We start from the raw sequence: 24,194 nt of genomic DNA on the forward strand, positions 1-24,194 counted from the left end.
AACCAATATGTTTCAAAGGACAAGAATGACACCTCAACCCCAACAACCTACCATACTCTCTTATGCAAAGGATATTCCCAACCTATGCTCCCTTGCAGGTTTGGCTTGTACCATACTTGCCATTTATTTTTGCATTCAAGGTGTGTATGCCGCGGCTATGATTGGTATGATTTGGGCGGTTGCTTTTGATTGGGCAGACGGGCTTGTTGCGCGACGAATGAAGGGGCGCACAGGTGATGATAGTAAGTTCGGTGGGCAGCTTGATGTGTTGATTGATATTGTAAGTTATGGTGTTACGCCTGCGATGCTTCTTTTGAGCTATGGCGAATTTTCCCCTTTATTTTTGATAGGTGCATTCCTCATGGTTGCAACCAGTGCGTTACGCTTGAGCTACTTTAGTACATTTGGGCTTGCTGGTGGCACAAAGTACACAGGTTTAGCACTTGATAATAACAGCATATTGCTTGTGTTTATTGTTTTGTTTTCAAGCTTCTTTGATAAAGATACGTTTGCGATTATTCTTTATGTCTGCTGTATGATTATTATCGCGTTGAATGTATCACAAATTAAAACACCAAAACTTTCTGGAAACCCAAGGAATGTTGTGATTCTAGTCATCTATACGCTGGGTATATCGGCCATATATGCTTGGAAACTTTTATAAGCTTGATGCAGAGCATGGCTTAAACACCTTAAAGTGATGTATAAAACATAATAGAAAACAGGGAATATTGTGAAAATTACACCGAATGTCGTCGCACAAAACAGTACCGTAAAATATAAGCTTTCTTTAAAAAACACAGATAATATTGCATCGGTAGAGGTTCTCTCTCGCTGTGATTATTACCATAAAGACAGTCTCGATTTTACGATTAAAAACAGCAAAATTATCTTTACATACACCATGCCACATCTCGGCGAATTTATTATCAAAGTGAATTTCACCTATAAAGAGTCAAAAACAGTTTGTTTGTACTGTCTTGATGACGAAATGATGCAGTTGAGACCCTTAAAAGGTGATTTGCATATGCATTCCATCTATTCCGATGGTAAAACAACACCTTTTGCCATGGCGATGGCTTCTTTAGGCGCAGGCATGGATTTCATGAGTGTTACCGATCATGATAATTATAGCGGTTCACTTCAGGCAATAGAAAAAGTGAAAGACAATGATATTGACCTTTTGGTATTGGCTGGTGAAGAAGTCAGCGTTGGTGGAAAAAAAGATATGTCTATTGCATTGGGGAATGGGCATATTTTGTCGATTCATGCCAATAAATCCATTGAAGATCAGCGAAAAGACACTGAAAAATATGAGGCTGAACTCCAAACTATAACCCAAGCATTAAAGAATGAGGATATTGATAAAAATATTGACCCTGCGCATTACGCAAAAAACATTTGGGTGATTAACAAGATTAAAGAAGCAGAAGGTGTTTCCATATTAGCCCACCCAAACTGGGTGTATCGCGATGGAAAATACCATCTTCATCAAGCTTTTTACAAAGAGATGTTAAAAAGCTCCCAGCTTGATGGTGTTGAAGTATTTGGTGAAGAAAAAGTCAAAGAACATAACAATATGACCCATTTAACTGCCCTGCAAACAACCAATAAACATAAATATTTGGCGCCCTTTGCCAACTCGGATGCACATGATAGTGACCATGAAGTCGGCGAACGCTTCACGATTGTTTTCGTCAAAGAAAAGTCAGCTTCGAGTATTATCACGGCGATCAAAGAAGGGCTGACTTGTGCGATTTTTAAAAGAGAAAATAGTGAGCATCAATTCATCGGTAAAGATGCGCTGGCACAATATGTCTATTTTTTAATTAAGGAATACTATCCTAAACATACAAACCTTAAAAGTAGGCTGGCTAAACTTTATTTTGACCAATTAATTAATGATGAAAAATTTGATCGTAAAATACAAATTGTTAAGCAACGTTTAGAAAGTCACACCAATAATTTCTGGCACTGATACTTCATCTTTTTTACTTTAAAACACAAGACCTAGCAAGAAGGCTTTGAGGTGGTTAGGCTGCGCTGCAATGTCATATTCAGATTATAAACAAGAACATACCCGTAACTTTTCAATTATTGCCCATATTGACCATGGTAAGTCTACACTTGCTGATAGGTTGATTGAAGAAACAGGTGCCTTATCACACCGTGAAATGAAGAAACAAGTCTTAGATTCTATGGAGTTGGAGCAAGAGCGCGGAATTACCATTAAAGCACAAACAGCCACTCTTGAATACAAGGCCAACGATGGTGAGCAATACAAACTCAACTTGATTGATACCCCAGGTCATGTGGATTTCACTTATGAAGTATCACGCTCATTGCAAGCTTGTGAAGGCGCGTTATTGATTGTGGATGCGACGCAAGGTGTAGAAGCACAAACCTTAGCCAATGTATATCTTGCCATGGAAAATGACCTCGAAATTATTCCTGTGATTAACAAAATCGACTTACCGTCTGCCGATGTGGAAGAAGCCAAACGCCAGATTGAGGATGTGATTGGCATTGATGCATCCGAAGCCATTGCCGTATCTGCAAAAACAGGCGAAGGTATTATGGATGTGCTTGAAGCGGTGGTGAAACGTATTCCAGCACCTGAAAATAATGATGATAAACCTGTACGCGCGTTGATTGTAGACTCTTGGTTTGACTCCTATGTAGGTGCGGTGGCATTGATTCGTGTGTTTGATGGCATGATGAAGAAAGGTGACCAGATCTTGCTCATGTCCAATGATAAAAAATATGGCATCAATGATTTGGGCGTGTTTACACCAGCACCTGTACCCACAGGGCAACTTACATCAGGTGATGTGGGTTTTATGATTTGTGGCATCAAAACTTTGGCTGATTTGCGGGTGGGTGATACAGTCACTTTAGAAAAAAACCAAGCTACTGAGCAACTTCCTGGTTTTAGAGAGCCCAAAGCCATGGTGTTTTCAGGTTTATACCCTGTGGACTCCAATGATTATGCCGAATTGCGTGACTCCCTTGAAAAATTGAACATGAACGATCCATCCTTTACCTATGAAATGGAAAGTTCATCGGCATTGGGTTTAGGTTTTCGTTGTGGTTTCTTGGGTTTATTGCACATGGAAATCATTCAAGAGCGCTTGGAGCGTGAGTACGACCTTGATTTGATTACCACAGCCCCATCTGTGGTCTATAAAGTAACCATGACCGATGGTGAAACCAAAGAGATATCCAACCCCAGTGGTTTTCCTGATGCTTCAGAAATTAAAGAGGTACAAGAACCTACGGTACTTGCCAATATTTTTATGCCTGAAGAGTTTGTCGGTGTGATGATGAAACTTTGTCAAGAAAGGCGTGGTATTCAACAAGATATGAAGTTTATTGGTCAGGGTAGGGTGATGTTAACTTATAACTTGCCTTTGGCTGAAATGGTGATTGATTTTTATGATAAATTAAAGTCTATTTCACGTGGTTATGCCTCAATGGATTATGAGTTGGCAGATTTTAGAACCGAATCAGTCGTAAAACTGGATGTATTGGTTCATGCTGAACCTGTGGATGCGTTATCTTTGATTGTACACCGCTCGGTGGCTGAGATTCGTGGACGTGCGTTGGTGAAAAAGTTGCGCGAATTGATTCCACGGCATCAATTTGATGTGCCTGTGCAAGCAGCAATTGGTGGCAAGATTTTAGCACGGGAAACCGTGAAAGGTGTGCGCAAGAATGTGACTGCAAAATGTTATGGTGGTGATATATCACGTAAGCGTAAGCTGTTGGAAAAACAGAAGAAAGGCAAGAAGCGTATGAAGTCTATTGGTAGTGTTGAAGTGCCGCAAGAAGCATTTTTAGCAGTGCTAAAACTTGGAGACGAATGATGACAAGTATGGAATCGTTGAAGAAAGCAGCAGAAGCAACACCAGAAAAATCCAGTTGGCGGGAGTGGATTGAAAGTTTGGTGGTGATTGTGTTGATTGCTGTGGTTATCCGTAGCTTTATCGTAGCACCTTTTGTGATTCCTTCATCGAGCATGGTGCCAACCTTTGAAGTAGGTGATTATTTATTTGTCTCTAAGTTCAATTATGGCTTGCGCGTTCCTTTTACGGATATTCAATGGTTGAAAAGTGAAGCTGAACGTGGCGATGTGGTTGTATTTGACTACCCTGAGGATAGAAGTAAAGATTATATCAAACGCATCGTAGGCGTACCAGGTGATGTGATTGAATACCTCAATAATGAACTTTATGTAAATGGTAAAAAAATGCCTTTGAAAGTGTTGGGTGAGTATTCTTATTTTATGGGCAATCACGCTGTTGATGTATCAGGCTTGTTTGAAGAAGATTTAACAGGTGTAAAACATCATGTATTGCGTAAAGATTATTCTATTCGTGATGGCAAATGGAAAGTACCTGCTGGAAAATATTTTGTATTGGGTGATAATCGCAATAATTCAAGGGATTCAAGGTTCTGGGGTTTTGTGCCTCAAGAATACTTGGTAGGTAAAGCCGTGGTCATTTGGTGGTCTTGGAATGATGCTACAGGTTCAATTCGCTGGGATAGACTAGGCACACTGGTACATTAATAGGGGAGTCGGGTTATGTTTAAATTATTATTTTGGTTGGCTTTGATTGGTGGTGGTGTTTTTGTTGGTGGACAAGTCATCCCTGTTTATTATAACAACTTGAAAGTACAAAATATTTTTGAAGGCACTGCTGAAAATCTTTCTACACAAACAGAAGATGAAGTTAAACGACGTATTGATGAGTTATTTAAAATTCAGACGGTTGATTTACAAGCCTTACCACCAGATTTTTTTGATAATTTAAGCATCACTAAAGAAGATGGGAAACTAAAAATTGGTACTGAATATCATATTACACTATGGCTTTTGGGTCCGCCAGAAAGTGTTGACCCAGATAAAGAATATAAAGAAAGTGAAGTTAAACCTATGGATAAGTTACGCCTTAGAGCACGTATGGATTTTGATTTTGCTCCTTATGCCGAAACACCTTGAAACAGCAAAACCTAGAACAAATCATCGGTTATCGTTTTAATGATGCATCCATAATCAGCAAAGCTTTAACCCATGCATCCAAAGCACCCGAACACCTAGAACGCCAAGAGTTTTTAGGCGATGCAGTGCTTGGGCTTATTATTTCAGAATATTTATATCATCAGTACCCGCAACTTAATGAAGGTGCATTATCCAAAATGAAAGCCAATTTGGTTTGTAAAGATGCTTTATTGAATGTCGCCAAGCTTTGGCAAGTAGCTTCTTTTTTAAATGTGGGTGATGGTGAACGTGATAAAAAAGGACATTTGAAATCACCATCTATTGCTGCCAATGCTGTTGAATCTATTATTGGTGCTGTGTTTTTGGATGCTGGTTGGCAGCAAGCCAAGCAGGTGGTTGTAAAAGCTTGGGCAAACTTAATCAATCAAGTTGAACCTTCAAACCTAAGAGATGCAAAAAGTAAGTTACAAGAGCTGACTCAGGCAAATAAGCTGGGCTTACCAAATTATAAGATTACAGACCTAGGTATCCAGAGCTCCCCGCGTTTTAAAGCCGAGTGCATGATACAAGGAAAGTGCTTGGGTATAGGTTTAGGTGAGCGAAAAAAACAAGCTGAATTGGAAGCTGCAAGCCAAGCTTTAAGCAGCAGTGTTATGCATCTTGTTTCGGAAAGAAAAACACTAAAGTTGGAATAACTTCAATACCTTACCTTCTTTTCCTAATGTGCCAACATCATATAAAACTTCACCATCACGCAATACTTTAAGGGCAGTGGGTTTGCCTGAAGTTAAGAGTAATTCTGTGTTGCTATCCAAGCTAAAACTTTGACCAACGCGTAATAAAGCTTCACGTTTCAGTTTAGGTTCTTTACCTTGTTCTTGTTCATAAATTTGCAGCCATACATCATCGGTGACGGCAATAAAAGTAAAGGCGCTTAGACTATTTTTCGGCGTATCCGTAGTTTTGTCCTTATGGTCTTTTACTGTGTTCAGACGTACGATGTCCGTATCTTTCACGCTTGGCACAACTTGTTTCTGCGGTGGTGTATTAATATGTACATCAACAGTTACATTGTTATCGTGCACTTTTTCTTGTTTGGTTTCAGTTGGTTTGGTGGAAGGTTGAGGCATACTATTGGATGAAACAGGGCTGTCAGTATTGAATAGATTACTTATAATCATACCAAGAATAAATAACAATGCTGCAATCATTGCCCAAGTACGGTTGGGTGATATAGGTGCGTCGGGATAGGTTAGGGGGGTGGTTAATTCATAAGTATTTGTTTTAATACGTTCAATATCACTGCTTACGTCTACACCTAATAACTCTGCATACTGTCTTAAAAAACCCAAGGCATACACTTCTCCTGGCATTTCAGACCACTGACCACTTTCCAAAGCATCTAAAAAAGATACATTAAATTTTAATTCTTTCAGTACTTGCTCTTTGCTTAAACCTTTGGTCTGCCTTGCTTTTTCAAGCTTAACACCAACCTCACAAATTAAGGCCTCTTTGGCAAAAGTATTATCATCAGTTTCGTTTTGTTGTGTATCCATTGTGGCCTCCAGCTACTTCTGCAACTGTGCTAGTTCGTCTTTTGCCCAAGCTTTTTGTAAAGGGTTTGTTGTGTGTTGAATAAATGTTTGCAAATGCACTTTAATCGCATTTTTGTCACCTTTTTTTTGTAAAAGGGCCATTAAACCTTGCAATGCTTGTTGGTTTGTAGGCTCACTACGTAAAATTGTTTCATAAAGTGCTTGCGCATAATTGGGTCGTTTCATGGTCACATAGGCTGAAGCTTCGCGTAGTTTGGGGTAAGCCCACCTTGGCGCAATGAATTGTGCTTTGCGATAAGCTGCAATAGCATTTTCATAATCGTGTAAACCAACATAAGCATCTCCCAAATTGGTGAATGCCAAGTCTTGTTTATTGTAACGTGGGTCATCTAATGCTAGTTTAAGTTGTTTAACGGCTTCTTTATATTCACCCATTTCAACCAATAAACTTCCGTAATTATTTCGTGTTGCTGGTGCTGGGTTATAACGAATTGCACGTTGATAATGTTTTTTAGCTTCGTTTAGATTACCACGTAAACGCCATGAATAAGCAATAGCATCCAAGGTTGCTGCATTTTTTGGTTCAATGCTGTCTGCAAGCATGAGTTCTTCAAAGGCTTTGGGAATAAACCCTTTATGTAAGGCATCAATACCAAGCCTATAGTGTAGTGAAGCACGTTTTTTAATATCATCTTCATTTTGCTTTTGTACACCACTACTCTGGCAGGCTGATACAATAAGCGCACTACATAGAAGTAAAATATAAGTTAATTTCATAAGAAACGTTTAACTAAGGCATGAATAGGGCGCAAAGCATTGTCATCTTGTGCCTTTAAGTCTGCAAAAATGCCATGCTGCAAAGCTTGATGACAGGCACAAGCTTGTTTGCCCTTGGGTTTATTTTTAAAAAAAGTATCTAACATGATTTTGGCTTTCCCCACATTTTTATGCATGACTTCCAACACATTGGACACTGACACATCATCTTCATTTTCATGCCAGCAATCATAATCGGTACACATGGCAACAGTAGCATAACATATCTCAGCTTCGCGTGCGAGTTTGGCTTCAGGCATATTGGTCATACCTATGACATCCATGCCCCAACTTCGGTATACATTTGACTCCGCTCGTGTTGAAAACTGTGGACCTTGCATTACCATGTATGTGCCTTTGTTATGGGTTGTGATGTGTTGCTGCTCACAAGCTTGTTGCAGTTGGCTGCGTAGTGATGCGCAGACGGGATCTGCCAGAGAAACATGGGCAACAATGGGACCATCAAAAAAAGTTGAAACCCGCTCGCGTGTTCTATCTACAAATTGGTCAACAATCACAAAATCACCGGGTGCAATGTCTTCACGTAATGAACCCACAGCAGAAACAGATATAATTTGTGATGCACCAACAAGTTTCAGGGCATAAATATTGGCGCGATAATTGATTTTGTGTGGTGGAATACTATGCGTTTTTCCATGTCTTGGTAGAAAAACGACTTCTTGCCCATGAATTTTTGCTAAAGTTAAGGTATCCGATGGTTTACCATATGGGGTGTCGATGTCCAATTCATCAAGCACCTCAATGCCTTCCATTTGATACAAACCGCTGCCACCAATGATTGCTGTACGTTGCATTGTGTTTTCTTCCTCTTTGTTATGATTGCTTGGCTGTTTTTAATTGACCACAAGCCGCCATAATGTCATCCCCACGAGACCGCCTTACCGTTGCACGAATTCCTTTAGAAATCAAGCCCTTTGCGAATTTATCGACCACTTCGCTGGAAGATCCTTGGTAAGCACTTCCTGGGTAAGTATTAAAGCGAATCAAGTTCACACGTTCACGTTCTGGGTTAACAAAGCTGACCAATGCCTTTAAAGCTTCATCATCATCATTCACATCAGCCAGCATCACGTATTCTAAAGTAATATGCCGTTTTTTTGCCAAAGGATAAGTATTAAGGCATTTGCGAAGTTTTTGTAAATCATGTTTTTGATTGATAGGTACAAGTGTATTTCGCAAATCGTTGATGGCTGTATGCAAGGAGATAGCTAAATTAACAGGTGCTTCTCTGCCCAAGCGTTCAATTTGTGGCACTAGCCCTGAAGTTGAAAGTGTAATTCTACGGCGCGATAAGTGAAGATAGTCTTCAGCCATGAGTAAAGCCAGTGAATCAAAGACTGCTGTTTCATTGGCAAGTGGTTCGCCCATGCCCATATAGACAATATGTGTGACTTGGTTGTGTAAACCCTCAAACATGGGGTCAGTGAGCAGGTCTTGTTTAACCGCCAAGACTTGGGCGACAATTTCAGCAGGCGTTAAATTACCTTCAAATTTTTGCGTACCTGTATGACAAAATGGACAGTCTAGTACACATCCAGCTTGGCTCGATATACACACCGTACCTCGGTTTTCTTCAGGAATAAGCACGGTTTCAATATGTTTTTTGGCTTGCCCTTTGCGGTTTAAAGCAAATAGATATTTACGTGTACCATCACTTGATTGTTGTTTGCTAACCAGTTGTAAAGGTTGAACTTGTATCTTTTCTTCAAGTATCACTTTAACTTGTTGCGGAATATTTTTCATAGCAGCCAAATCAAGAATACCTTTGTTGCGCCAATCCAATATTTGTTTGGCACGAAATGCAGGAAGCCCCCATGTTTTCATGCACTTTTGCAATGTTTCTAAACTGATGCTGGCAAGTGATAAATCATTCATGGCATGGATATTAGCGGCAACTTAAAATTTGGGTAGGGTGGGGCGCATGACTTTAGCAACCCAAACCCCTATTTCCATTTCGCAACACAATTTTCAGGCCATGCTTTCTTTTGCAAGGGCAGCATACCAATTAAAAAATAATACAACGTATCTTTCATTGTTGGCAGACAAATTACCTGAAACAACAAACATAGTACCCAACAATCCATCTATATTGATGGGGTATGATTTTCACCTGACAGATACAAGCCCCAAGCTGATAGAAATTAATAATAATGCAGGCGGCTTGTGGGAAAAGGATGATGGGTGGATTCCACAAGGTTCACATGCAGAGCTTGCTGATGATTTACCCACACGTTTATTGCGCATGTTTGACCCAAAATGGCAACATATTGCGATTATGGATGAAGATATTCAGTCACAGTACATGTTTCCCGAAATGAAAGCGTATGCGTCTTTATTGGAAGCAGATGGTAGAAAAGTTAGCTTGGTTAGCCCAGAAGACCTGATACTACAAAACGATGGTTTGTATATATTCGGTGCTAAAGTCGATATGATTTATAATCGGGATACGGATTTTTATTTAGAATCCGCAGCTATGCAGCATATTCGCCAAGCATACATGGCAGGGCAGGTGGACTTAAACCCATACCCCAGAAGTTACGCTTTGATTGGTGATAAAAACCGTATGGTGGATTGGTGGCGCGATGGTTTGCTTGAATCCTGCGTGGATGATAAAACATTGAATTTGTTTCGAGATATTGTACCCGAAACACATGTACTCGCTGAATACGATAAGGACAAAGCTTGGCAAACCCGCAAGCAATGGGTGTTTAAACCTGCGGCACGTCATGGTGGCAAGGGTGTTTTATTGGGTAAAGCGATGAGTCGTAAACGTTTTGATGCATTAGAAACCTCAACCACCGTCATGCAGAAGTTGGTGCCACCAAGTTTGATTCAGATTGATGATGTGACCTATAAATTTGATATTCGACTTTATATGCATGGTGAGCGTTTAATCGCTATGGCTGGTCGCGCATGGCGCGGTCAAATTACCAACTTTAGAGAAGAGGGTAGTGGTTGGACCCCAATTGTTGTGGAAACATAACTTTGTCAAAACAAACCCTACCCAGCCTTGCGATTGTGATTCCTGTGTATAATGAGGAAGAAACCTTGCCGCATGCGCTAAGGGAAATTCAAAAACTTAACCTAGAAGCTACAGACCAGCTTATTTTTATTGATGGTGGTTCAAACGATCATACCAAGCAATTGATTCAAGATGCTGGCTTTCATTGTTTGGTTTCTCAAGCAGGACGCGCCAAACAAATGAATATGGGCGCTCAAAATACGAAGTCCGATATTATCCTTTTTTTACATATAGATACATCGATTAGTTCAAGTAATATCTCGAACATCAAAAAAACTTATAACCAAGGATATTTATCAGGAAGGTTTAACATACGTTTATCATCAAGTGGCCTAAGCTATCAAATTATAAGCTTTTTTATGAATGCCCGTTCGTGTTTAAGTAAAATAAGCACAGGGGATCAGGCTATGTTTGTTCGCAGGGATGTTTTTGAGACTGTAGGCGGCTTTCCTGACTTGCCATTGATGGAGGATATTGCCTTAAGCAAGAAGCTGAGACCGCTTGGACACATTGCCTGCTTAAAAGATACGCTGGTAACGTCGAGTCGTCGTTGGGAAAAGTACGGTGTAATAAATACAGTGCTTTTAATGTGGAAGCTACGTTTTTTATACTGGATAGGTATAAGCCCTGAAAAACTAGCTAAGATGTACAGGCACATACGCTAATGCGTGTTATTGTATTGGCTAAGGCGCCTGTTGCAGGCAAAGTCAAAACACGCCTAATGCCGCAATATAATGCTGAGCAGGCAGCAGCTTTGCACAAACAAATGACAGAGGCTGTCATAACCAAGGTATGCAGTATGTTTGATGATGTCTGGTTGGCAGTGGATAACATCAAGCATCCTTTTTTTACAGACCTAAAGCAAAGGTTCGGCTTTGAATTGCACCATCAAAATCATGGTGACTTGGGTATGCGCATGCGCCATCTGACAGCGTATTCTTTTGCGACTGATGATGAGCCCATTATGTTTCTGGGTACAGATTCGCCACACGTGAATATAAGCCGTTACCAGCAGGTCAAGAGAGCGCTAACTGATCATGATATTGTATTAGGCCCAGTTGACGATGGCGGCTATGATCTTATTGCCATGCATACATATTTCCCTGAAGTGTTTGATAATATAACATGGGGAACGGACAGTGTTTTCTCAGAAACAATCATTAATATTAATAACTTAGATTTGATAGTTAAAGTATTAGATACATCATTTGATTTGGATCACGCTGAAGATTTACAGCGGGCTCCGCCGCATACATGGTGAATCTTCAGGTGGCTCCCTCTTTTAAAGCATCTATAAAATGCAACATAATATATATTATGCGACGTTATATGCAGGGCACGACATAACAATATATATCGAAGTCATCACCTTTAGCCCTATACTCCCGCGCCATGGATAATCTCGAAACATGGCAATATGTTGCCACTGCGCTTATTTTTGTTTGGACAGGTTTTGTACGCTCAGGTCTTGGATTTGGCGGTGCGGCACTTGGTTTGCCTTTTTTACTCTTGGTGGTCGATAACCCACTGGTATGGATACCCTTGATTGGGGTTCACCTGTTGTTTTTTAGTAGCATTACTGTGGGCACACGTTTAGGGGCTGTAGACTGGGTTTTTCTCAAAAAAGCTTTTGCGATTATGTTGGTGCCCAAATTGATTGGCGTATTTGGTTTATTAACCTTACCAACTGAAATTATGGTCGCATTTGTTTATGTCATGACCTTGGCATATGGGATGATGTATGTATTCCAATACCAAATCAAAAGCAAAAGTCATTTTTTTGATGCCTTTTTATTGCTTATTGGTGCTTATGTCAGTGGTACATCACTGATTGGTGCGCCGTTGATTGTGGCAGTATTTATGCACCGTGTAAGTAAAGAAAAATTACGTAATACTTTATTTGTCTTATGGTTTGTATTGGTCAGTATCAAGTTGTCGGTATTGGCTGCTGTGGGTGTAAACTTTTGGTGGTCTTCGCATCTATGGCTATTACCTGCCGCAACCGTGGGGCATATCGTTGGTTTAAAGCTTCATGATCATTTGCTATCCAACAATGCTATTCGTTTCAAACAAATCATTGGTGGGGTTTTAATCATTGTATGTTTCATTGGCCTTATGAACATTGCACGCTGAATTTTTAGATGAGCACCTGCAATTTGAATTCAAATGGACTTACCCTGTCTCCAAACTTAATGTGGTAGCTGCCTATGGGTAACTGCCTGATAGCTGGGCTATTGCTGTTATGCACAATTTCTTCATCATCAATTTCGCAATAATCACCGTATTGTACCACGCGAAGTTGTAAACCACCCTCTTCTGCGGCTTCTAAAATAATATGTTCTTCGTTGATACGTAAGCTGCAGCCAGTGAGTCGAACATCAATGCGTTTAGGGTCATGGAAAAGGTCTGTGACAGTTTGCGGTGGTCGGTAAGCACCAAACACCCAAGGTAAGCGCCCAACAATTTTACTTTGGTTACATAAAGCCGTTTTGGCATTGGCATTGATGCCTTCAAGTTTGGCAAAAGGAATAAACGTATCATCCAATTCATCATATTCGTCTTCAATCAATACATTTTGTAAACGTGAAAACAGTGCTGCGAGCAATGGTGTTAAACTTCCACCAGGTTTATTCACTAAGCGAATAAGTGTACCTCGATCAATAACCTCCACTTCACCATCTGTTAAAGCTGTTACAGTAGCTGTACGCTGTCCTGCCAACCCTGCCAAGCCCAATTCACCAACAATTTCACCAGCTTGCAGTGTGTTGGTAATGATTCTACCATCTTTGAGCACACGGCGAACCTCTAACCAGCCTGAGGTAATTAAATATGCAGCGGTATCTTTATCACCCTGACCAATGAGGATATCACCTTCTTCAAATATCATGGTTGCAGCCATACAATACTCCCTCTACTTTAAACACAACCTTGTCTTATCAAGCAATGTAGATGTGAGAACGGTCACGCTTAACCTAAATGATGATAGACAAAAGTAGCTGCTCTATCTAGCTTTAAAAATAAAGATAAGTTTTTTTAAAGTGTTCGGAGATGAATCATGACCTTACTTAAATATATCATTCTTGCTTCGGCATTGCTCTTTTTTTCACCCTTCAGTTATGCCAGTGACCTGAATATTGAGACAGCAGAGCCTGCTATTTCACGATTACAAGGTGAGGTTAAAGTATTGCGTGGCCACCGTTATCTGAATGCACGTTATGGTATGAAACTGAACAAAGGTGATACCATTTATACAGGTCGCCGAGGTAAAGTTTATATTGATTTCCCTGATAATAGCCGCGTGAAACTTGGCGCTAAAGCACGCTTTCAAATTCAAAGCTGGGAAAACAAGCAGGGTATTTTCACTTCGGCATTAAATATTTTTCAAGGAGCATTCCGCTATACGGCAGGTTTAATTCGAGGTTATACAGCTAGACAAACCACGGTTACCACAAAAACTGCGGTCTTGGGTGTACGGGGAACAGATTTTTGGGGACGCGTTGAAGAAGATAAAACTTTTTTCTTGTTGCTTGAGGGTGAAGTCTCCCTCAGCCCTATTCATGGTGAAAAAATAATTTATAATCGGGCATTGTATGCTGTGAATATCAAGGATTCATCCATTTCCACACCACAAAGCCTTGATATGAAAAGCATTGCACCGCTGGCAGCAGAAACTGAAATCGATTTTTAAGGATACTTATGTTTAACGCTATTAAAGCTTTATTTACAGGGCAAGACCAGGCAGAGCCTCAGAAGAAAAAACATGATATTTCACTGGCTGTAACTGCCATGATGATAGAAATCATGCGTATTGATGGCAAACTTGAAAGCGCTGAGCGCCAGGTCATATTTCAAGCCATAGAAAAGCGATTTGATTTATCCCATGACGAAGTGGAAACCCTCATTGCTGAGGCAAGCAAGGCACAATCAGAGTCCACAGACCTACATCAGTTTACATCGCTTATTAACCAACAATTTAGCACTGAAGAACGCATTGATATTCTTAAGGAACTTTGGCTGGTTGCTATGGCGGATGGGGAAATTGACCCCTATGAGGAGCAACTTATCCGCCGTGTTGCTGGATTGATTGGCGTGTATCACGGCGAATTTATCCAAGCCAAGATTGATGCAAGAGAAAGCATTACAGATTAATAAACTCCTCCACAGGTTTATAGCTAAACTTTATTAACCCTTGACAAAACAAGGTCTTTTGCCCATAATGCTATTGGGTGTTTACTTCATCTGATAACAGCTTAAGGCGAGTTGCTTATGTTAGAACCTGTTGAACTCAAAGATTTCTTTATTGTCTTTTTTTCTGGAGCAATGGTCATCATGGCTGGGGCGTTATATGCCCTACTTTTTGCTTGGTCGCGACTGCAATCCAAACCTTGGATGATGAGCTTGGCTTATCTTTCTTATATAATTTTATTTGTCGCTGTAATGACGCTTGGTTCGGCTGCCCATCTCACTGGTTTTTGGTGGTGGTTGGTAATCGCAATGCTGCTTGGGTATTTATTAGCGCCACACGGAATTTGGAAACTTTGTGTTGCCACACATGCCGTTAAACAAGGTTCAGAGCATAAAACAACAGATACAACCTGCACCAATATACCGTAGTTTGTTTGCGCCCTATTCACCGTTTTCTCGATAAAACAGTAAACAAGGAGGCAGTATGAGTGATAATATCCCCTGGTGGTCCAGAGAGGTATTCTGGAAAAAAACAGCAATATGGGTAACGGGGTTTATGTTTGTTGTCCTTATTGTTTTAACATTAGATACTTTACCTAAGATATCAGTAGGCAGTGAGCATGTTCCAGCTTACTCGGTCATCAATAAACATATTGATTATGTTTTTAACGATGAACGAAATATTCAAGTTCCTGTGATTGGTAAAGATGACCCGCTTTTTGGTCAAATGCTTACAGAGCAAGAAGCTGAAGCATTGGTAACACATGGAAAAAAAATTACCCAAGGTCGCAATTGTATGGGCTGTCATACCTTATTGGGCAATGGTTCATATTTTGCGCCAGACCTTACCAAAGCATGGCTTGACCCTGCTTGGAGTTCTGAAGAAGAACGTGAGCAGTATATGATTGAGTTTCTTATGGACCCTCAAGAAAACGCACGTTCTTTTGGTTCAGGTCGCACCATGCCAAACCTGCATATCACCAAAGAAGAAGCCAAAGCTATTATTGCATTTCTCAAGTGGATGTCATCCATTGATACCAATGGCTTCCCATATAATTTCACTGTTATCGACAAGGAGGGTTAAGCCATGAGTACTGTTCAATTAAATGGTGGTCAACAACTGGCCATGAAGTATTACACAGTAGCTATTGCCTTATTCGTTGCCCAAATCTTATTTGGTTTATTATCGGGTATGCAATATTTGATTCCTGGCTTCTTACAAGGTGTATTAGATTTTAACGTCACGCGAACAGTGCATATCAATGCCATGATTATATGGCTGTTATATGGCTTTATTGGTTCGGTATATTGGCTTCTTGAAGAAGAAAGTCAGACTAAAATTGTAGGCTTAAAGCTGGGTAACTTTGCATTTTGGTTGTTTACCGTAGCTGTTGTTATCGTTGTAGTCGTATTTCTTGTTGTGCAAACGGGGCCTGGTGATGATTTCACCCGCTGGTTTGTTAATGAAGGACGGGAATATATCGAAGCACCACGCTGGGCTGATATTGGCATAGTCATTTGTGTATTGATTTTCTTTTATAATGTGGCTGCAACCTTTATGAAAGGTCAATGGAGCGGGATTTCTGGTGTTTTGACCCTTGATTTGGTTGCTTTAGCAGGTATTTATTTGGCTGGTATGTTTTACACCACCAATATCTCAGTAGACCAATACTGGTGGTGGTGGGTCATTCACCTCTGGGTAGAAGCAACTTGGGAAGTTTTGGTGGGTTGTTTGATGGCTTGGGGTTTAATGAAAACCCTTGGTGTATCACGCAAAATCGTAACCACATGGTTATATATTGAAGTCGCACTAATGTTTGGTTCAGGAATTTTGGGCTTGGGCCATCATTATTTCTGGATTGGCACGCCTGAATACTGGCTCACCATTGGTGGTTTCTTCTCAGCCTTAGAGCCCATTCCCTTGGTGGCTATGGTTGTGCATGCTGTTTACGACTCTGGCGTGAAACATATGAAAGCAAATAACAACCCAGCATTCGCATGGTTGATTGCACATGCCTTTGGCAATTTCTTTGGTGCTGGTGTGTGGGGCTTTATGCACACATTGCCGCAAATCAACCTCTACACCCACGGTACACAGTGGTCAGCATCTCATGGGCATTTGGCGTTCTTTGGCGCTTATGCCACCATCGTGATTGCTATGATTTATATAGCTTTGCGTGAAGTTCGTGGTCAACAAAGCTTTGGTGCTGATTTACCCGATGGTGGTTGGAAGTGGAAATGGGCATTGGGGTTACTCAACCTCGGTGTGGTTGGTATGAGCATAGCCTTACTTATTTCAGGTTATGAACAATCCTTTATTGAACGTGCCGTAGGTGGTTCAACATGGTTAGGTTATTTTACAGCCCAAATTCATCCTTGGTTTGTTCAAGGTATGTGGTGGCGCATGGTCTTTGGTTTTGTAACAGCTTTCGGTATTATTCTATTGGTTTGGGATTTGCTTACGATTGGTAAACACAACAAACCAAGTGCGGAAGTTATCAGCCCAACCCAAACAGCTTCCGTTTAAAAGCTGCAGTTTCACAACAAAGAGCCTCTGAAATCAGAGGCTCTTTTTATGTTATCTTCAAAAAACAACTGAGTTTTACGTGTTTTATAATCCAGCAAGAGCCTCATTAAACAGTGCACTTGGGCGCATTATTTTCTCAAGTTTGGCAGTGTCTGGCTGATAATAACCACCCATATCCACCGCAGTGCCTTGGGCTGCATTCAGCTCAGCAACAATGGATTGCTCTTGTGTGCTTAATGCTAAAGCAAGTGGTGTAAACTTAGCTTTTAGTTCGGCATCTTTATCTTGTGCTGCCAAGGCCTTTGCCCAATACATGGTCAAATAGAAGTGGCTGCCGCGATTATCCAACTCCCCTACTTTGCGTGATGGTGATTTATTTTCTTTTAAGAATTTTGCATTGGCTTGGTTTAAAGCTTCTGCAAGCACTGCAGCTTTTATGTTATTCGTTTTTTCTGCCATATCTTCCAAAGATACTGCCAAAGCCAAGAACTCACCCAATGAATCCCAACGTAAGTGATTTTCTTGGACAAACTGTTGCACATGTTTAGGAGCAGAACCGCCAGCACCTGTTTCAAACAAACCACCACCCGCCAACAATGGTACGATAGACAACATCTTAGCACTGGTGCCAAGCTCTAAAATCGGAAATAAATCGGTTAAATAATCCCGCAATACATTACCCGTCACAGAAATGGTATCTTTACCCTCTTTCACGCGTTTTAAAGCATGAACAATGGCATCGTTGGGTGACATAATCTGAATATCTAAGTCAGCAATATCATGGTCATTGAGATAGGTTTTTACTTTCGCAATCAAGTTTGCATCGTGAGCGCGTTGTTCATCCAACCAGAAAACGGCTGGGTTTCCTGTGGCTTTGGCGCGAGAAACCGCCAATTTCACCCAATCTTTAATCGCCACATCTTTGGCCTGACACGCCCGCCAAATATCTCCCTGTGTTACATCATGGCTCATCAATACTTCACCTGCAGCATTGCGAACTTCCACTGTGCCATCAGCTGGGATTTCAAATGTTTTATCATGTGAGCCGTATTCTTCAGCTTTTTGTGCCATCAAACCCACATTTGCCACAGAACCCATAGTTGTCGGATCAAATGCACCGTGTTCTTTGCAGAAAGAAATCGTTTCTTGATAAATGCCCGCATAACAGCGGTCTGGAATCATGGCTTTCATATCATGCAGCTTGCCATCATTGCCCCACATTTTGCCCGATGAACGAATCGCCGCAGGCATAGATGCATCAATAATCACATCGCTTGGCACATGCAAATTGGTGATTCCTTTATCCGAATCCACCATTGCCAAATCAGGGTTAAGCGCGTACACCGCTTGAATATCCGCTTCAATCGTTTCGCGTTCTGCATCAGGTAAGTCGGCAATCTTGGCATACACATCACCAAGTCCGTTTTTGGTGTCCACGCCAAGCTTTTCAAAGGTATCTGCATATTTGGCAAATACATCCTTGAAATACACTTCAACCGCATGACCAAACATAATCGGGTCGCTCACTTTCATCATGGTTGCTTTCAAATGCAGCGATAGCAACACACCTTTGTCTTTAGCATCTTCAAGTTGCTCAGCATAAAAGTCTCTCAGCGCAGATTTAGACATCACTGCCGCATCCACCACTTCGCCAGACAACACGCTCAAACCATCTTTAAGCACAGTTTCCTTGCCATCGGCAGTGGTCAACACAATGCTTAATGTGTCTGCCTTATTCATTACCACAGACTGCTCAGAGCCATAAAAATCGCCATCATTCATGTGCGCCACATGCGTTTTGGAATCTGAAGACCACTCGCCCATACGATGTGGGTTATCTTTGGCATATTGTTTCACCGCAGCCGCCACGCGCCTATCCGAATTGCCCTCGCGAAGCACAGGGTTCACCGCAGAACCAAGCACTTTGGCATACCGCGCTTGAATCGCTTTGTCTGCATCCGTATTCGCTTCCGCAGGATAATCAGGAATGTTAAACCCTTTGTCCTGAAGCTCTGCAATCGCTGCCTTGAGCTGCGGCACAGATGCACTGATATTCGGCAATTTGATGATATTCGCTTCAGGTTTGGTTGCCAATTCGCCCAGTTCTGCCAAAGCATCGCTTTGCTTTTGCTCGTCGCTTAATTTATCAGGGAAGTTAGCAAGAATACGCGCTGCCAGCGATATATCTTTGCTCTGCACATCCACACCCGCAGCCTTGGCAAACGCCTGCACAATCGGCAACAATGAATAGGTCGCCAGCATCGGCGCTTCATCTGTTTTGGTATAGATGATGGTGTGTTTATCTGTCATGGAAAATCCCTGCGTACAAAAGTTTGGCGGGAGTTTACCATTCCATGCTTTTTTTTCTACGTTGACAACAGAAATTATTTTTTCAGTCTATATCCCACCGAGGTAGCCATGAAACCAAAACTTATAGACCATCGAAAAGCTTTAGCTGCAAACCAAGATGCTTATACCTTTGAACTTCAAGAAGAAAACATCGAACGTTTAGTTAAAACTCTAATACCTCGTTTAAAAAACTCTGGGTATAAAGTTACACTAGGGAAATCTTTTAATGTCCTTTCAAAAGTCATAACACTTTTATTCAGTGCTCAAGACAATCGACCTTTTTTTCATGTTGAAGGAACTGAATTGCCACTCTGTTGGAATTCCCCAAAAGATTGGGATAAAAACTATGTCAAATACGAATGGGGGCATTTAAGGTCTCAAAATCAAGCCCCTGAAAAAGCATATGAATTAGAAAACCTAGGGTTATATTCAGCAAGGTGTAACCAGCATATTCAAACAAGCATGCATATCGAAGAACTGATGGTATACGGTGGAATATTAGCCCAACGGATTAGTAATGTTCTAACTACTCGACGTAAACTATTTGAATCACCAGAATGGAAAGCTCTACTGAAACAGCTAAACGATGAAAACTAACGTTAACAAGCCTGTTATTTCGACCGAAGCGTAGCGTAATGGAGAAATCTGAGACCTCTCAACTGCGTTCGAGGTGACAAATCTTTACTTCTGAACACTATACCACAATATCCCAACCATGTTTGAACAAGCCCTACTCTTTGCCATTGCTTTGATTGCCAACACGTTTTCTGCTTTGGCAGGTGGTGGTGCGGGGTTGATTCAGTTACCTGCCTTGCTGCTGTTAGGGCTGCCGTTTAGTATTGCGCTGGCGACCCACAAAATCGCTTCAGTCGCACTTGGTTTGGGCGCTGTGACCCGATACCTCAAAGAAGACTTGTTGCAGCGCAAACTTGCGTTGTTGATGTTGGTATCAGGGTTGCCTGGTGTGGTGATTGGCGGGTTTATTATCGTCAATATCCCTGATGATATTGCCACAGCAGCATTGGGATTGCTCACCATGATGCTTGGTTTCTATTCCATGTTTAGCCCCAAGCTTGGTTTACACTATCAGCCTAAAAATATGCACATCAAAGGTTTAATGATTGGTGGCGCTGCCCTATTCGGCATTGGCATACTCAATGGCTCGCTGACTTCAGGCACAGGATTATTCGTCACCCTATTCCTCATCCGCTGGTTTGGTTTGGATTATAAACATGCTGTGGCATACACATTGGTCATGGTGGGTGTGTTTTGGAATGGTGCAGGCGCAGTCACCGTGGGGCTTTTATCGGATATTCAATGGAGCTGGTTGATTGCCTTGTTGCTCGGCTCATTTATTGGCGGTTATCTGGGTAGCCACCTTGCCATACTCAAAGGCAATGCTCTGATTAAGCGCAGCTACGAAATCATTACCATTCTCATTGGTCTGCAACTATTGTTCGGCTAGGTGATTGATGGTCTGGCACTTGCATAATCATATATAAAGACCTAAAATGAGCACTTATTTATAGTCTTTCTCTAAGGGGTTTATGATGAAACAGGTGTTATCCAATTATTCTGCAAGCATTTCAGAGCTTAAAAAGAACCCAACTGCCCTACTCAAGGATGCAGAAGGTTCACCCGTTGCTATCTTAAATCACAACACACCTGCTGCATATTTTGTGCCTGCTGAAACCTATGAATGGATGATGGAAAGGCTTGAAGATTATGAGCTTGCTCAAATTGTGCAGGAACGCACTCAAGAAAAAGACCAAGCTATCACTGTTTCATTAGATGAGCTATAAACTCAAATTTCTTCCTTCTGCACTCAAAGAATGGAAGAAACTCGCCCCACCCATACAGAAACAGCTCAAAAAGAAACTTCAAGAACGGTTAAAATACCCACACAGCCCTGCCGACCAACTTCGCGGCTTTAAAAATGTATATAAAATCAAGCTGCGCTCGGCAGGTTATCGCCTTGTTTATGAAGTGAACGACTTAGAAATTACAATCTTTGTGATTGCTGTGGGGAAACGAGAGCGTGGTTTAGTGTATCAAAAAGCTAAGAAACGCACATGAAAATTAGATACCCATCATTGTGGGTATGACGAACAAGAAAGGATAAACATGAACCCAACGATTTATTTAAAAGATTACAAAAATCCCAACTTCAGCGTAAAGCATGTATCGCTTTGTTTCGAGTTAAATCCTGAAAAAACGGTGGTGACATCATCGGTGCGTTATGAACGCCAACAAGACGGTGATTTATTACTGGATGGTGAAGGTTTGGCGCTACAAAGCATCGCTTTGGATGGCAACACCTTGGATAAATCGCAATATGAGCTGCATGACAAAGGTTTGACCATCATCAACCCGCCGCAAAGCTTCACCCTAGACATCATCACCCATATCAATCCACAAGCCAACACAGCACTTGAAGGATTATACCGCTCATCAGGCAATTATTGCACCCAATGCGAAGCCCAAGGGTTTAGGCGCATCACCTATTATCAAGACCGACCTGATGTGATGGCAACATTCAGCGTAGAAATCATTGCCGACAAAGCCACCAACCCTGTGCTGTTATCCAATGGTAATCCTGTGGAATCAGGCAATTTGGATGATGGCAAACACTATGCCAAATGGCATGACCCTTTCCCAAAACCGTGCTATCTCTTTGCTTTGGTCGCTGGCGACCTTGCACAAGTGGAAGACAGGTTCACCACCCAATCAGGGCGCAACATCACCCTACAAATCTACACCGAAGCGCATCATATCCATCAATGCGATTTCGCCATGGCATCGCTCAAACGCGCTATGGCTTGGGATGAGCAACGCTTTGGGCTGGAATACGACCTCGACCTATTCATGATTGTAGCTGTGGATGATTTTAATATGGGGGCGATGGAAAATAAGGGGCTAAACATCTTTAACTCGCGGCTTGTCTTTGCCAGCCCTGAAACCGCCACCGATGATGATTATATTGCCATTGAAGCAGTGATTGGGCATGAATATTTTCATAATTGGACGGGAAACCGTGTCACCTGCCGTGATTGGTTTCAACTTAGCCTAAAAGAAGGGTTAACCGTGTTCCGTGACCAAGAATTTACCGCAGATATGCATTCAAGAGCGGTGAAACGCATTGAAGATGTGCGCTTATTACGCGCTCACCAATTTGCCGAAGATGCAAGCCCCATGGCACACCCGATTCGCCCTGCATCTTTTGTTGAAATCAATAATTTCTACACTGTCACCGTGTATGAAAAAGGCGCAGAAGTGGTGCGTTTGTATCATTCGCTGCTGGGCGAGCAAGGCTTCCGCAAAGGTATGGACTTATATTTTGAGCGGCATGATGGGCAAGCTGTCACCACGGAAGACTTTTTAAGCGCCATGGCAGATGCCAACAACCGTGATTTAAGCCAGATGCAAACATGGTATGAACAAGCCGGAACGCCGCGTTTAAAAGTGAGTTTAGATTATAATAAAAGCAGCCAAACCTGCACATTAACTTGCGAACAATCTTGCCCTGCTACGCCTGAGTCTAAAGAGAAGAAACCTTACCTAATTCCATTCAAAATTGCCTTGTTGGATGATAGTGGGAACACATTAGCTGATGAATCTACCTTATTGATAACAAAGGAAAAACAGAGCTTTACCTTTGAAAATATCAGCAGCCAACCGATTCCATCCTTGTTGCGTGATTTTTCTGCGCCTGTTTTGCTCGAATATGATTATTCGGATAAAGACTATGCCTTTTTGATGCAGTTTGATAACAATGCGTTTAATCGCTGGGCAGCAGCCCAAGCGTTGGCGACAAGCACAGTTTTAAGTTTGGTTGAAAACCCTGATACCTCAACCAGAATTATCAACCATGCCTTCAAAGCTTTAATTGCGAATACTAATTTAGAACCTGCGCTTAAAGCCAAGGCATTAAGTCTGCCTTCGTTATCCGATATTCAAGAAGCTTGGCTAAACACCCACGATACCATGAACCCTGTGGTGTTGTTTGAAGCCAAAAAACGCTTAAAACAAAACCTTGCTAAGGTTTTGCAAGCTGAATTCCTCAATACTTATCAAGCCATGCAGCAAACATCGGATGATGATACCGTTGATTTAAGCGATAAAGCAATGCAACAGCGCAAGTTACAAAATGTGTGTCTATCCTATTTGGCAAGCTTAGGCAGCGATATGTTGGACTTGGCATACGACCAATTTGAATCTGCAAACAATATGACCAATCAATATGCGGCTTTGGCTGCGCTTTCTCATCAAGATTACCCGCAACGCGAGCAATCCCTCAAAGCCTTTGAAGCGCAATGGGAAGGTGAGGCGAATGTGATGGATAAATGGTTCGGGGTGCAAGCTGCATCATCGTTGCCCAACACTTTAAACCATATCCAAACATTGAAACAACACCCTAAATTTTCCATGAAAAACCCTAATAAAGTTCGCGCTTTGATTGGCGCGTTTGCCATGCGCAACCCGCTTAATTTTCATGCTGAAGATGGTTCAGGATATCAGTTTATCGCTGATTCAGTGTTAGAACTGGACAAGCTGAATCCACAAATTGCATCCCGGATAGTTCGCGCACTCATGGATTGGAAACGCCTAGAACCCACCCGCCAAGCTTTGATGAAATCAGCGTTGGAACGCATCGCCAATGCCCAAGGTTTATCGGGTGATGTGGCTGAAATCGTAAATAAAAGCTTGGGGGGTTAA

Annotated in this window: 26 protein-coding genes; 20 read left to right on the top strand and 6 right to left on the bottom strand. The window is 41.6% G+C overall.

Annotated features, from left to right (window positions below; translation table 11 throughout):
* The first annotated feature begins 25 nt into the window (after positions 1-25).
* From DM09_RS05055 to rnc, 6 genes are all read left to right on the top strand, one after another.
* Positions 26-664: a CDP-alcohol phosphatidyltransferase family protein gene (locus tag DM09_RS05055; protein ID WP_038248170.1), complete on the top strand. Its 639-nt coding sequence runs from the start codon at positions 26-28 to the stop codon at positions 662-664.
* 69 nt (positions 665-733) lie between these two features.
* On the top strand, positions 734-1,978 hold the full coding sequence (locus DM09_RS05060) for a PHP domain-containing protein (RefSeq protein WP_038248173.1): 1,245 nt from the start codon (positions 734-736) through the stop codon (positions 1,976-1,978).
* Positions 1,979-2,048: 70 nt separating this feature from the next.
* Positions 2,049-3,866 (top strand): translation elongation factor 4, encoded by a 1,818-nt coding sequence (gene lepA / locus DM09_RS05065; RefSeq protein ID WP_038248176.1) that lies wholly within the window; start codon positions 2,049-2,051, stop codon positions 3,864-3,866.
* Positions 3,866-4,570 carry a signal peptidase I gene (gene lepB / locus DM09_RS05070; RefSeq protein WP_232507757.1) on the top strand — a complete coding sequence of 235 codons (705 nt, stop codon included), beginning with the start codon at positions 3,866-3,868 and terminating at the stop codon, positions 4,568-4,570. The genes lepA and lepB overlap by 1 nt, the downstream gene beginning before the upstream one ends.
* A 15-nt stretch (positions 4,571-4,585) precedes the next feature.
* Entirely contained in the window at positions 4,586-5,002 is a 417-nt protein-coding gene (locus DM09_RS05075) for a DUF4845 domain-containing protein (protein WP_038248179.1), read from the top strand.
* Positions 4,999-5,697: a ribonuclease III gene (gene rnc, locus DM09_RS05080; protein ID WP_051938171.1), complete on the top strand. Its 699-nt coding sequence runs from the start codon at positions 4,999-5,001 to the stop codon at positions 5,695-5,697. Before DM09_RS05075 ends, rnc begins: the two co-directional genes overlap by 4 nt.
* Here the strand turns inward: rnc and DM09_RS05085 are convergent.
* Genes DM09_RS05085 through rlmN form a run of 4 tightly spaced genes read right to left on the bottom strand, consistent with a single transcriptional unit; the run spans position 5,683 to position 9,270 of the window.
* Complete coding sequence (locus tag DM09_RS05085; protein ID WP_038248181.1) at positions 5,683-6,558, bottom strand: helix-turn-helix domain-containing protein; 876 nt, start codon at positions 6,556-6,558, stop codon at positions 5,683-5,685. The two genes, rnc and DM09_RS05085, sit on opposite strands and share 15 nt — an antisense overlap.
* Before the next feature lie 12 nt (positions 6,559-6,570).
* The gene (locus DM09_RS05090; RefSeq protein ID WP_038248183.1) at positions 6,571-7,335 is read right to left on the bottom strand and encodes a tetratricopeptide repeat protein; all 765 of its coding nucleotides are present in this window, start codon (positions 7,333-7,335) and stop codon (positions 6,571-6,573) included.
* Complete coding sequence (gene mtnP, locus DM09_RS05095; protein WP_038248186.1) at positions 7,332-8,189, bottom strand: S-methyl-5'-thioadenosine phosphorylase; 858 nt, start codon at positions 8,187-8,189, stop codon at positions 7,332-7,334. Before mtnP ends, DM09_RS05090 begins: the two co-directional genes overlap by 4 nt.
* Before the next feature lie 19 nt (positions 8,190-8,208).
* Positions 8,209-9,270 carry a 23S rRNA (adenine(2503)-C(2))-methyltransferase RlmN gene (gene rlmN, locus DM09_RS05100; protein WP_038248189.1) on the bottom strand — a complete coding sequence of 354 codons (1,062 nt, stop codon included), beginning with the start codon at positions 9,268-9,270 and terminating at the stop codon, positions 8,209-8,211.
* Positions 9,271-9,316: 46 nt separating this feature from the next.
* On the opposite strand from rlmN, the gene DM09_RS05105 reads away from it, so the two are divergent.
* The 4 genes from DM09_RS05105 (at position 9,317) to DM09_RS05120 (ending at position 12,550) form a co-directional block, all read left to right on the top strand.
* Positions 9,317-10,378: an ATP-grasp domain-containing protein gene (locus DM09_RS05105; protein ID WP_038248192.1), complete on the top strand. Its 1,062-nt coding sequence runs from the start codon at positions 9,317-9,319 to the stop codon at positions 10,376-10,378.
* Positions 10,379-10,413: 35 nt separating this feature from the next.
* The gene (locus DM09_RS05110; RefSeq protein ID WP_269764225.1) at positions 10,414-11,082 is read left to right on the top strand and encodes a TIGR04283 family arsenosugar biosynthesis glycosyltransferase; all 669 of its coding nucleotides are present in this window, start codon (positions 10,414-10,416) and stop codon (positions 11,080-11,082) included.
* Positions 11,082-11,678, top strand: coding sequence for a TIGR04282 family arsenosugar biosynthesis glycosyltransferase (locus DM09_RS05115; protein WP_038248197.1), 597 nt, complete (start codon positions 11,082-11,084; stop codon positions 11,676-11,678). The genes DM09_RS05110 and DM09_RS05115 overlap by 1 nt, the downstream gene beginning before the upstream one ends.
* A gap of 131 nt (positions 11,679-11,809) precedes the next feature.
* A complete protein-coding gene (locus tag DM09_RS05120; protein WP_038248199.1) occupies positions 11,810-12,550 on the top strand; it encodes a TSUP family transporter in 741 nt (246 codons plus the stop codon).
* Between the two features lie 4 nt (positions 12,551-12,554).
* Here DM09_RS05120 and DM09_RS05125 read toward each other — a convergent pair whose 3' ends face one another.
* Positions 12,555-13,316 carry a cyclic nucleotide-binding domain-containing protein gene (locus DM09_RS05125; protein ID WP_038248200.1) on the bottom strand — a complete coding sequence of 254 codons (762 nt, stop codon included), beginning with the start codon at positions 13,314-13,316 and terminating at the stop codon, positions 12,555-12,557.
* A 156-nt stretch (positions 13,317-13,472) separates the two neighbouring features.
* Here DM09_RS05125 and DM09_RS05130 point away from each other — a divergent pair, with 156 nt between their 5' ends.
* The 5 genes from DM09_RS05130 to DM09_RS05150 all read left to right on the top strand — a co-directional run bounded on the left by DM09_RS05130 (position 13,473) and on the right by DM09_RS05150 (position 17,129).
* Positions 13,473-14,105 carry a FecR family protein gene (locus DM09_RS05130; RefSeq protein ID WP_038248202.1) on the top strand — a complete coding sequence of 211 codons (633 nt, stop codon included), beginning with the start codon at positions 13,473-13,475 and terminating at the stop codon, positions 14,103-14,105.
* An 8-nt stretch (positions 14,106-14,113) separates the two neighbouring features.
* A complete protein-coding gene (locus tag DM09_RS05135) occupies positions 14,114-14,566 on the top strand; it encodes a tellurite resistance TerB family protein (protein WP_038248203.1) in 453 nt (150 codons plus the stop codon).
* 117 nt (positions 14,567-14,683) lie between these two features.
* Positions 14,684-15,031 (top strand): hypothetical protein, encoded by a 348-nt coding sequence (locus DM09_RS05140; protein WP_038248205.1) that lies wholly within the window; start codon positions 14,684-14,686, stop codon positions 15,029-15,031.
* A 55-nt stretch (positions 15,032-15,086) separates the two neighbouring features.
* Positions 15,087-15,686 carry a c-type cytochrome gene (locus tag DM09_RS05145; RefSeq protein ID WP_038248207.1) on the top strand — a complete coding sequence of 200 codons (600 nt, stop codon included), beginning with the start codon at positions 15,087-15,089 and terminating at the stop codon, positions 15,684-15,686.
* Positions 15,687-15,689: 3 nt separating this feature from the next.
* On the top strand, positions 15,690-17,129 hold the full coding sequence (locus DM09_RS05150) for a cbb3-type cytochrome c oxidase subunit I (protein ID WP_038248210.1): 1,440 nt from the start codon (positions 15,690-15,692) through the stop codon (positions 17,127-17,129).
* 84 nt (positions 17,130-17,213) lie between these two features.
* Here DM09_RS05150 and DM09_RS05155 read toward each other — a convergent pair whose 3' ends face one another.
* The gene (locus DM09_RS05155; RefSeq protein WP_038248212.1) at positions 17,214-19,439 is read right to left on the bottom strand and encodes an NADP-dependent isocitrate dehydrogenase; all 2,226 of its coding nucleotides are present in this window, start codon (positions 19,437-19,439) and stop codon (positions 17,214-17,216) included.
* A gap of 108 nt (positions 19,440-19,547) precedes the next feature.
* Here DM09_RS05155 and DM09_RS05160 point away from each other — a divergent pair, with 108 nt between their 5' ends.
* The 5 genes from DM09_RS05160 to pepN all read left to right on the top strand — a co-directional run bounded on the left by DM09_RS05160 (position 19,548) and on the right by pepN (position 24,194).
* Positions 19,548-20,075 carry a hypothetical protein gene (locus DM09_RS05160; RefSeq protein WP_038248214.1) on the top strand — a complete coding sequence of 176 codons (528 nt, stop codon included), beginning with the start codon at positions 19,548-19,550 and terminating at the stop codon, positions 20,073-20,075.
* A 118-nt stretch (positions 20,076-20,193) separates the two neighbouring features.
* The gene (locus tag DM09_RS05165) at positions 20,194-20,943 is read left to right on the top strand and encodes a sulfite exporter TauE/SafE family protein (protein ID WP_038248216.1); all 750 of its coding nucleotides are present in this window, start codon (positions 20,194-20,196) and stop codon (positions 20,941-20,943) included.
* Between the two features lie 85 nt (positions 20,944-21,028).
* On the top strand, positions 21,029-21,280 hold the full coding sequence (locus DM09_RS05170; RefSeq protein WP_038248218.1) for a type II toxin-antitoxin system Phd/YefM family antitoxin: 252 nt from the start codon (positions 21,029-21,031) through the stop codon (positions 21,278-21,280).
* Positions 21,270-21,554 (top strand): type II toxin-antitoxin system RelE family toxin, encoded by a 285-nt coding sequence (locus DM09_RS05175; RefSeq protein WP_038248220.1) that lies wholly within the window; start codon positions 21,270-21,272, stop codon positions 21,552-21,554. The genes DM09_RS05170 and DM09_RS05175 overlap by 11 nt, the downstream gene beginning before the upstream one ends.
* 48 nt (positions 21,555-21,602) lie before the next feature.
* Positions 21,603-24,194 (top strand): aminopeptidase N, encoded by a 2,592-nt coding sequence (gene pepN / locus DM09_RS05180; RefSeq protein WP_038248222.1) that lies wholly within the window; start codon positions 21,603-21,605, stop codon positions 24,192-24,194.

Origin of the sequence: Ghiorsea bivora (assembly GCF_000744415.1) — a bacterium.
GTDB classification, from domain to species: Bacteria; Pseudomonadota; Zetaproteobacteria; order Mariprofundales; family Mariprofundaceae; genus Ghiorsea; species Ghiorsea bivora.

What these genes read in the sequence shown, in the direction of transcription:
- DM09_RS05130 (WP_038248202.1), top strand. Translation starts at nt 13,473, where the DNA reads ATGACCTTACTTAAATATATCATTCTTGCTTCGGCATTGCTCTTTTTT.
- DM09_RS05120 (WP_038248199.1), top strand. Translation starts at nt 11,810, where the DNA reads ATGGATAATCTCGAAACATGGCAATATGTTGCCACTGCGCTTATTTTT.
- DM09_RS05055 (WP_038248170.1), top strand. Translation starts at nt 26, where the DNA reads ATGACACCTCAACCCCAACAACCTACCATACTCTCTTATGCAAAGGAT.
- DM09_RS05135 (WP_038248203.1), top strand. Translation starts at nt 14,114, where the DNA reads ATGTTTAACGCTATTAAAGCTTTATTTACAGGGCAAGACCAGGCAGAG.
- DM09_RS05165 (WP_038248216.1), top strand. Translation starts at nt 20,194, where the DNA reads ATGTTTGAACAAGCCCTACTCTTTGCCATTGCTTTGATTGCCAACACG.
- DM09_RS05090 (WP_038248183.1), bottom strand. Translation starts at nt 7,335, where the DNA reads ATGAAATTAACTTATATTTTACTTCTATGTAGTGCGCTTATTGTATCA.
- mtnP (WP_038248186.1), bottom strand. Translation starts at nt 8,189, where the DNA reads ATGCAACGTACAGCAATCATTGGTGGCAGCGGTTTGTATCAAATGGAA.
- lepA (WP_038248176.1), top strand. Translation starts at nt 2,049, where the DNA reads ATGTCATATTCAGATTATAAACAAGAACATACCCGTAACTTTTCAATT.
- DM09_RS05115 (WP_038248197.1), top strand. Translation starts at nt 11,082, where the DNA reads ATGCGTGTTATTGTATTGGCTAAGGCGCCTGTTGCAGGCAAAGTCAAA.
- DM09_RS05150 (WP_038248210.1), top strand. Translation starts at nt 15,690, where the DNA reads ATGAGTACTGTTCAATTAAATGGTGGTCAACAACTGGCCATGAAGTAT.
- DM09_RS05125 (WP_038248200.1), bottom strand. Translation starts at nt 13,316, where the DNA reads ATGGCTGCAACCATGATATTTGAAGAAGGTGATATCCTCATTGGTCAG.
- DM09_RS05175 (WP_038248220.1), top strand. Translation starts at nt 21,270, where the DNA reads ATGAGCTATAAACTCAAATTTCTTCCTTCTGCACTCAAAGAATGGAAG.
- DM09_RS05105 (WP_038248192.1), top strand. Translation starts at nt 9,317, where the DNA reads ATGACTTTAGCAACCCAAACCCCTATTTCCATTTCGCAACACAATTTT.
- DM09_RS05085 (WP_038248181.1), bottom strand. Translation starts at nt 6,558, where the DNA reads ATGGATACACAACAAAACGAAACTGATGATAATACTTTTGCCAAAGAG.
- rlmN (WP_038248189.1), bottom strand. Translation starts at nt 9,270, where the DNA reads ATGAATGATTTATCACTTGCCAGCATCAGTTTAGAAACATTGCAAAAG.
- DM09_RS05170 (WP_038248218.1), top strand. Translation starts at nt 21,029, where the DNA reads ATGAAACAGGTGTTATCCAATTATTCTGCAAGCATTTCAGAGCTTAAA.
- pepN (WP_038248222.1), top strand. Translation starts at nt 21,603, where the DNA reads ATGAACCCAACGATTTATTTAAAAGATTACAAAAATCCCAACTTCAGC.
- DM09_RS05160 (WP_038248214.1), top strand. Translation starts at nt 19,548, where the DNA reads ATGAAACCAAAACTTATAGACCATCGAAAAGCTTTAGCTGCAAACCAA.
- DM09_RS05075 (WP_038248179.1), top strand. Translation starts at nt 4,586, where the DNA reads ATGTTTAAATTATTATTTTGGTTGGCTTTGATTGGTGGTGGTGTTTTT.
- lepB (WP_232507757.1), top strand. Translation starts at nt 3,866, where the DNA reads ATGACAAGTATGGAATCGTTGAAGAAAGCAGCAGAAGCAACACCAGAA.
- DM09_RS05155 (WP_038248212.1), bottom strand. Translation starts at nt 19,439, where the DNA reads ATGACAGATAAACACACCATCATCTATACCAAAACAGATGAAGCGCCG.
- DM09_RS05140 (WP_038248205.1), top strand. Translation starts at nt 14,684, where the DNA reads ATGTTAGAACCTGTTGAACTCAAAGATTTCTTTATTGTCTTTTTTTCT.
- DM09_RS05145 (WP_038248207.1), top strand. Translation starts at nt 15,087, where the DNA reads ATGAGTGATAATATCCCCTGGTGGTCCAGAGAGGTATTCTGGAAAAAA.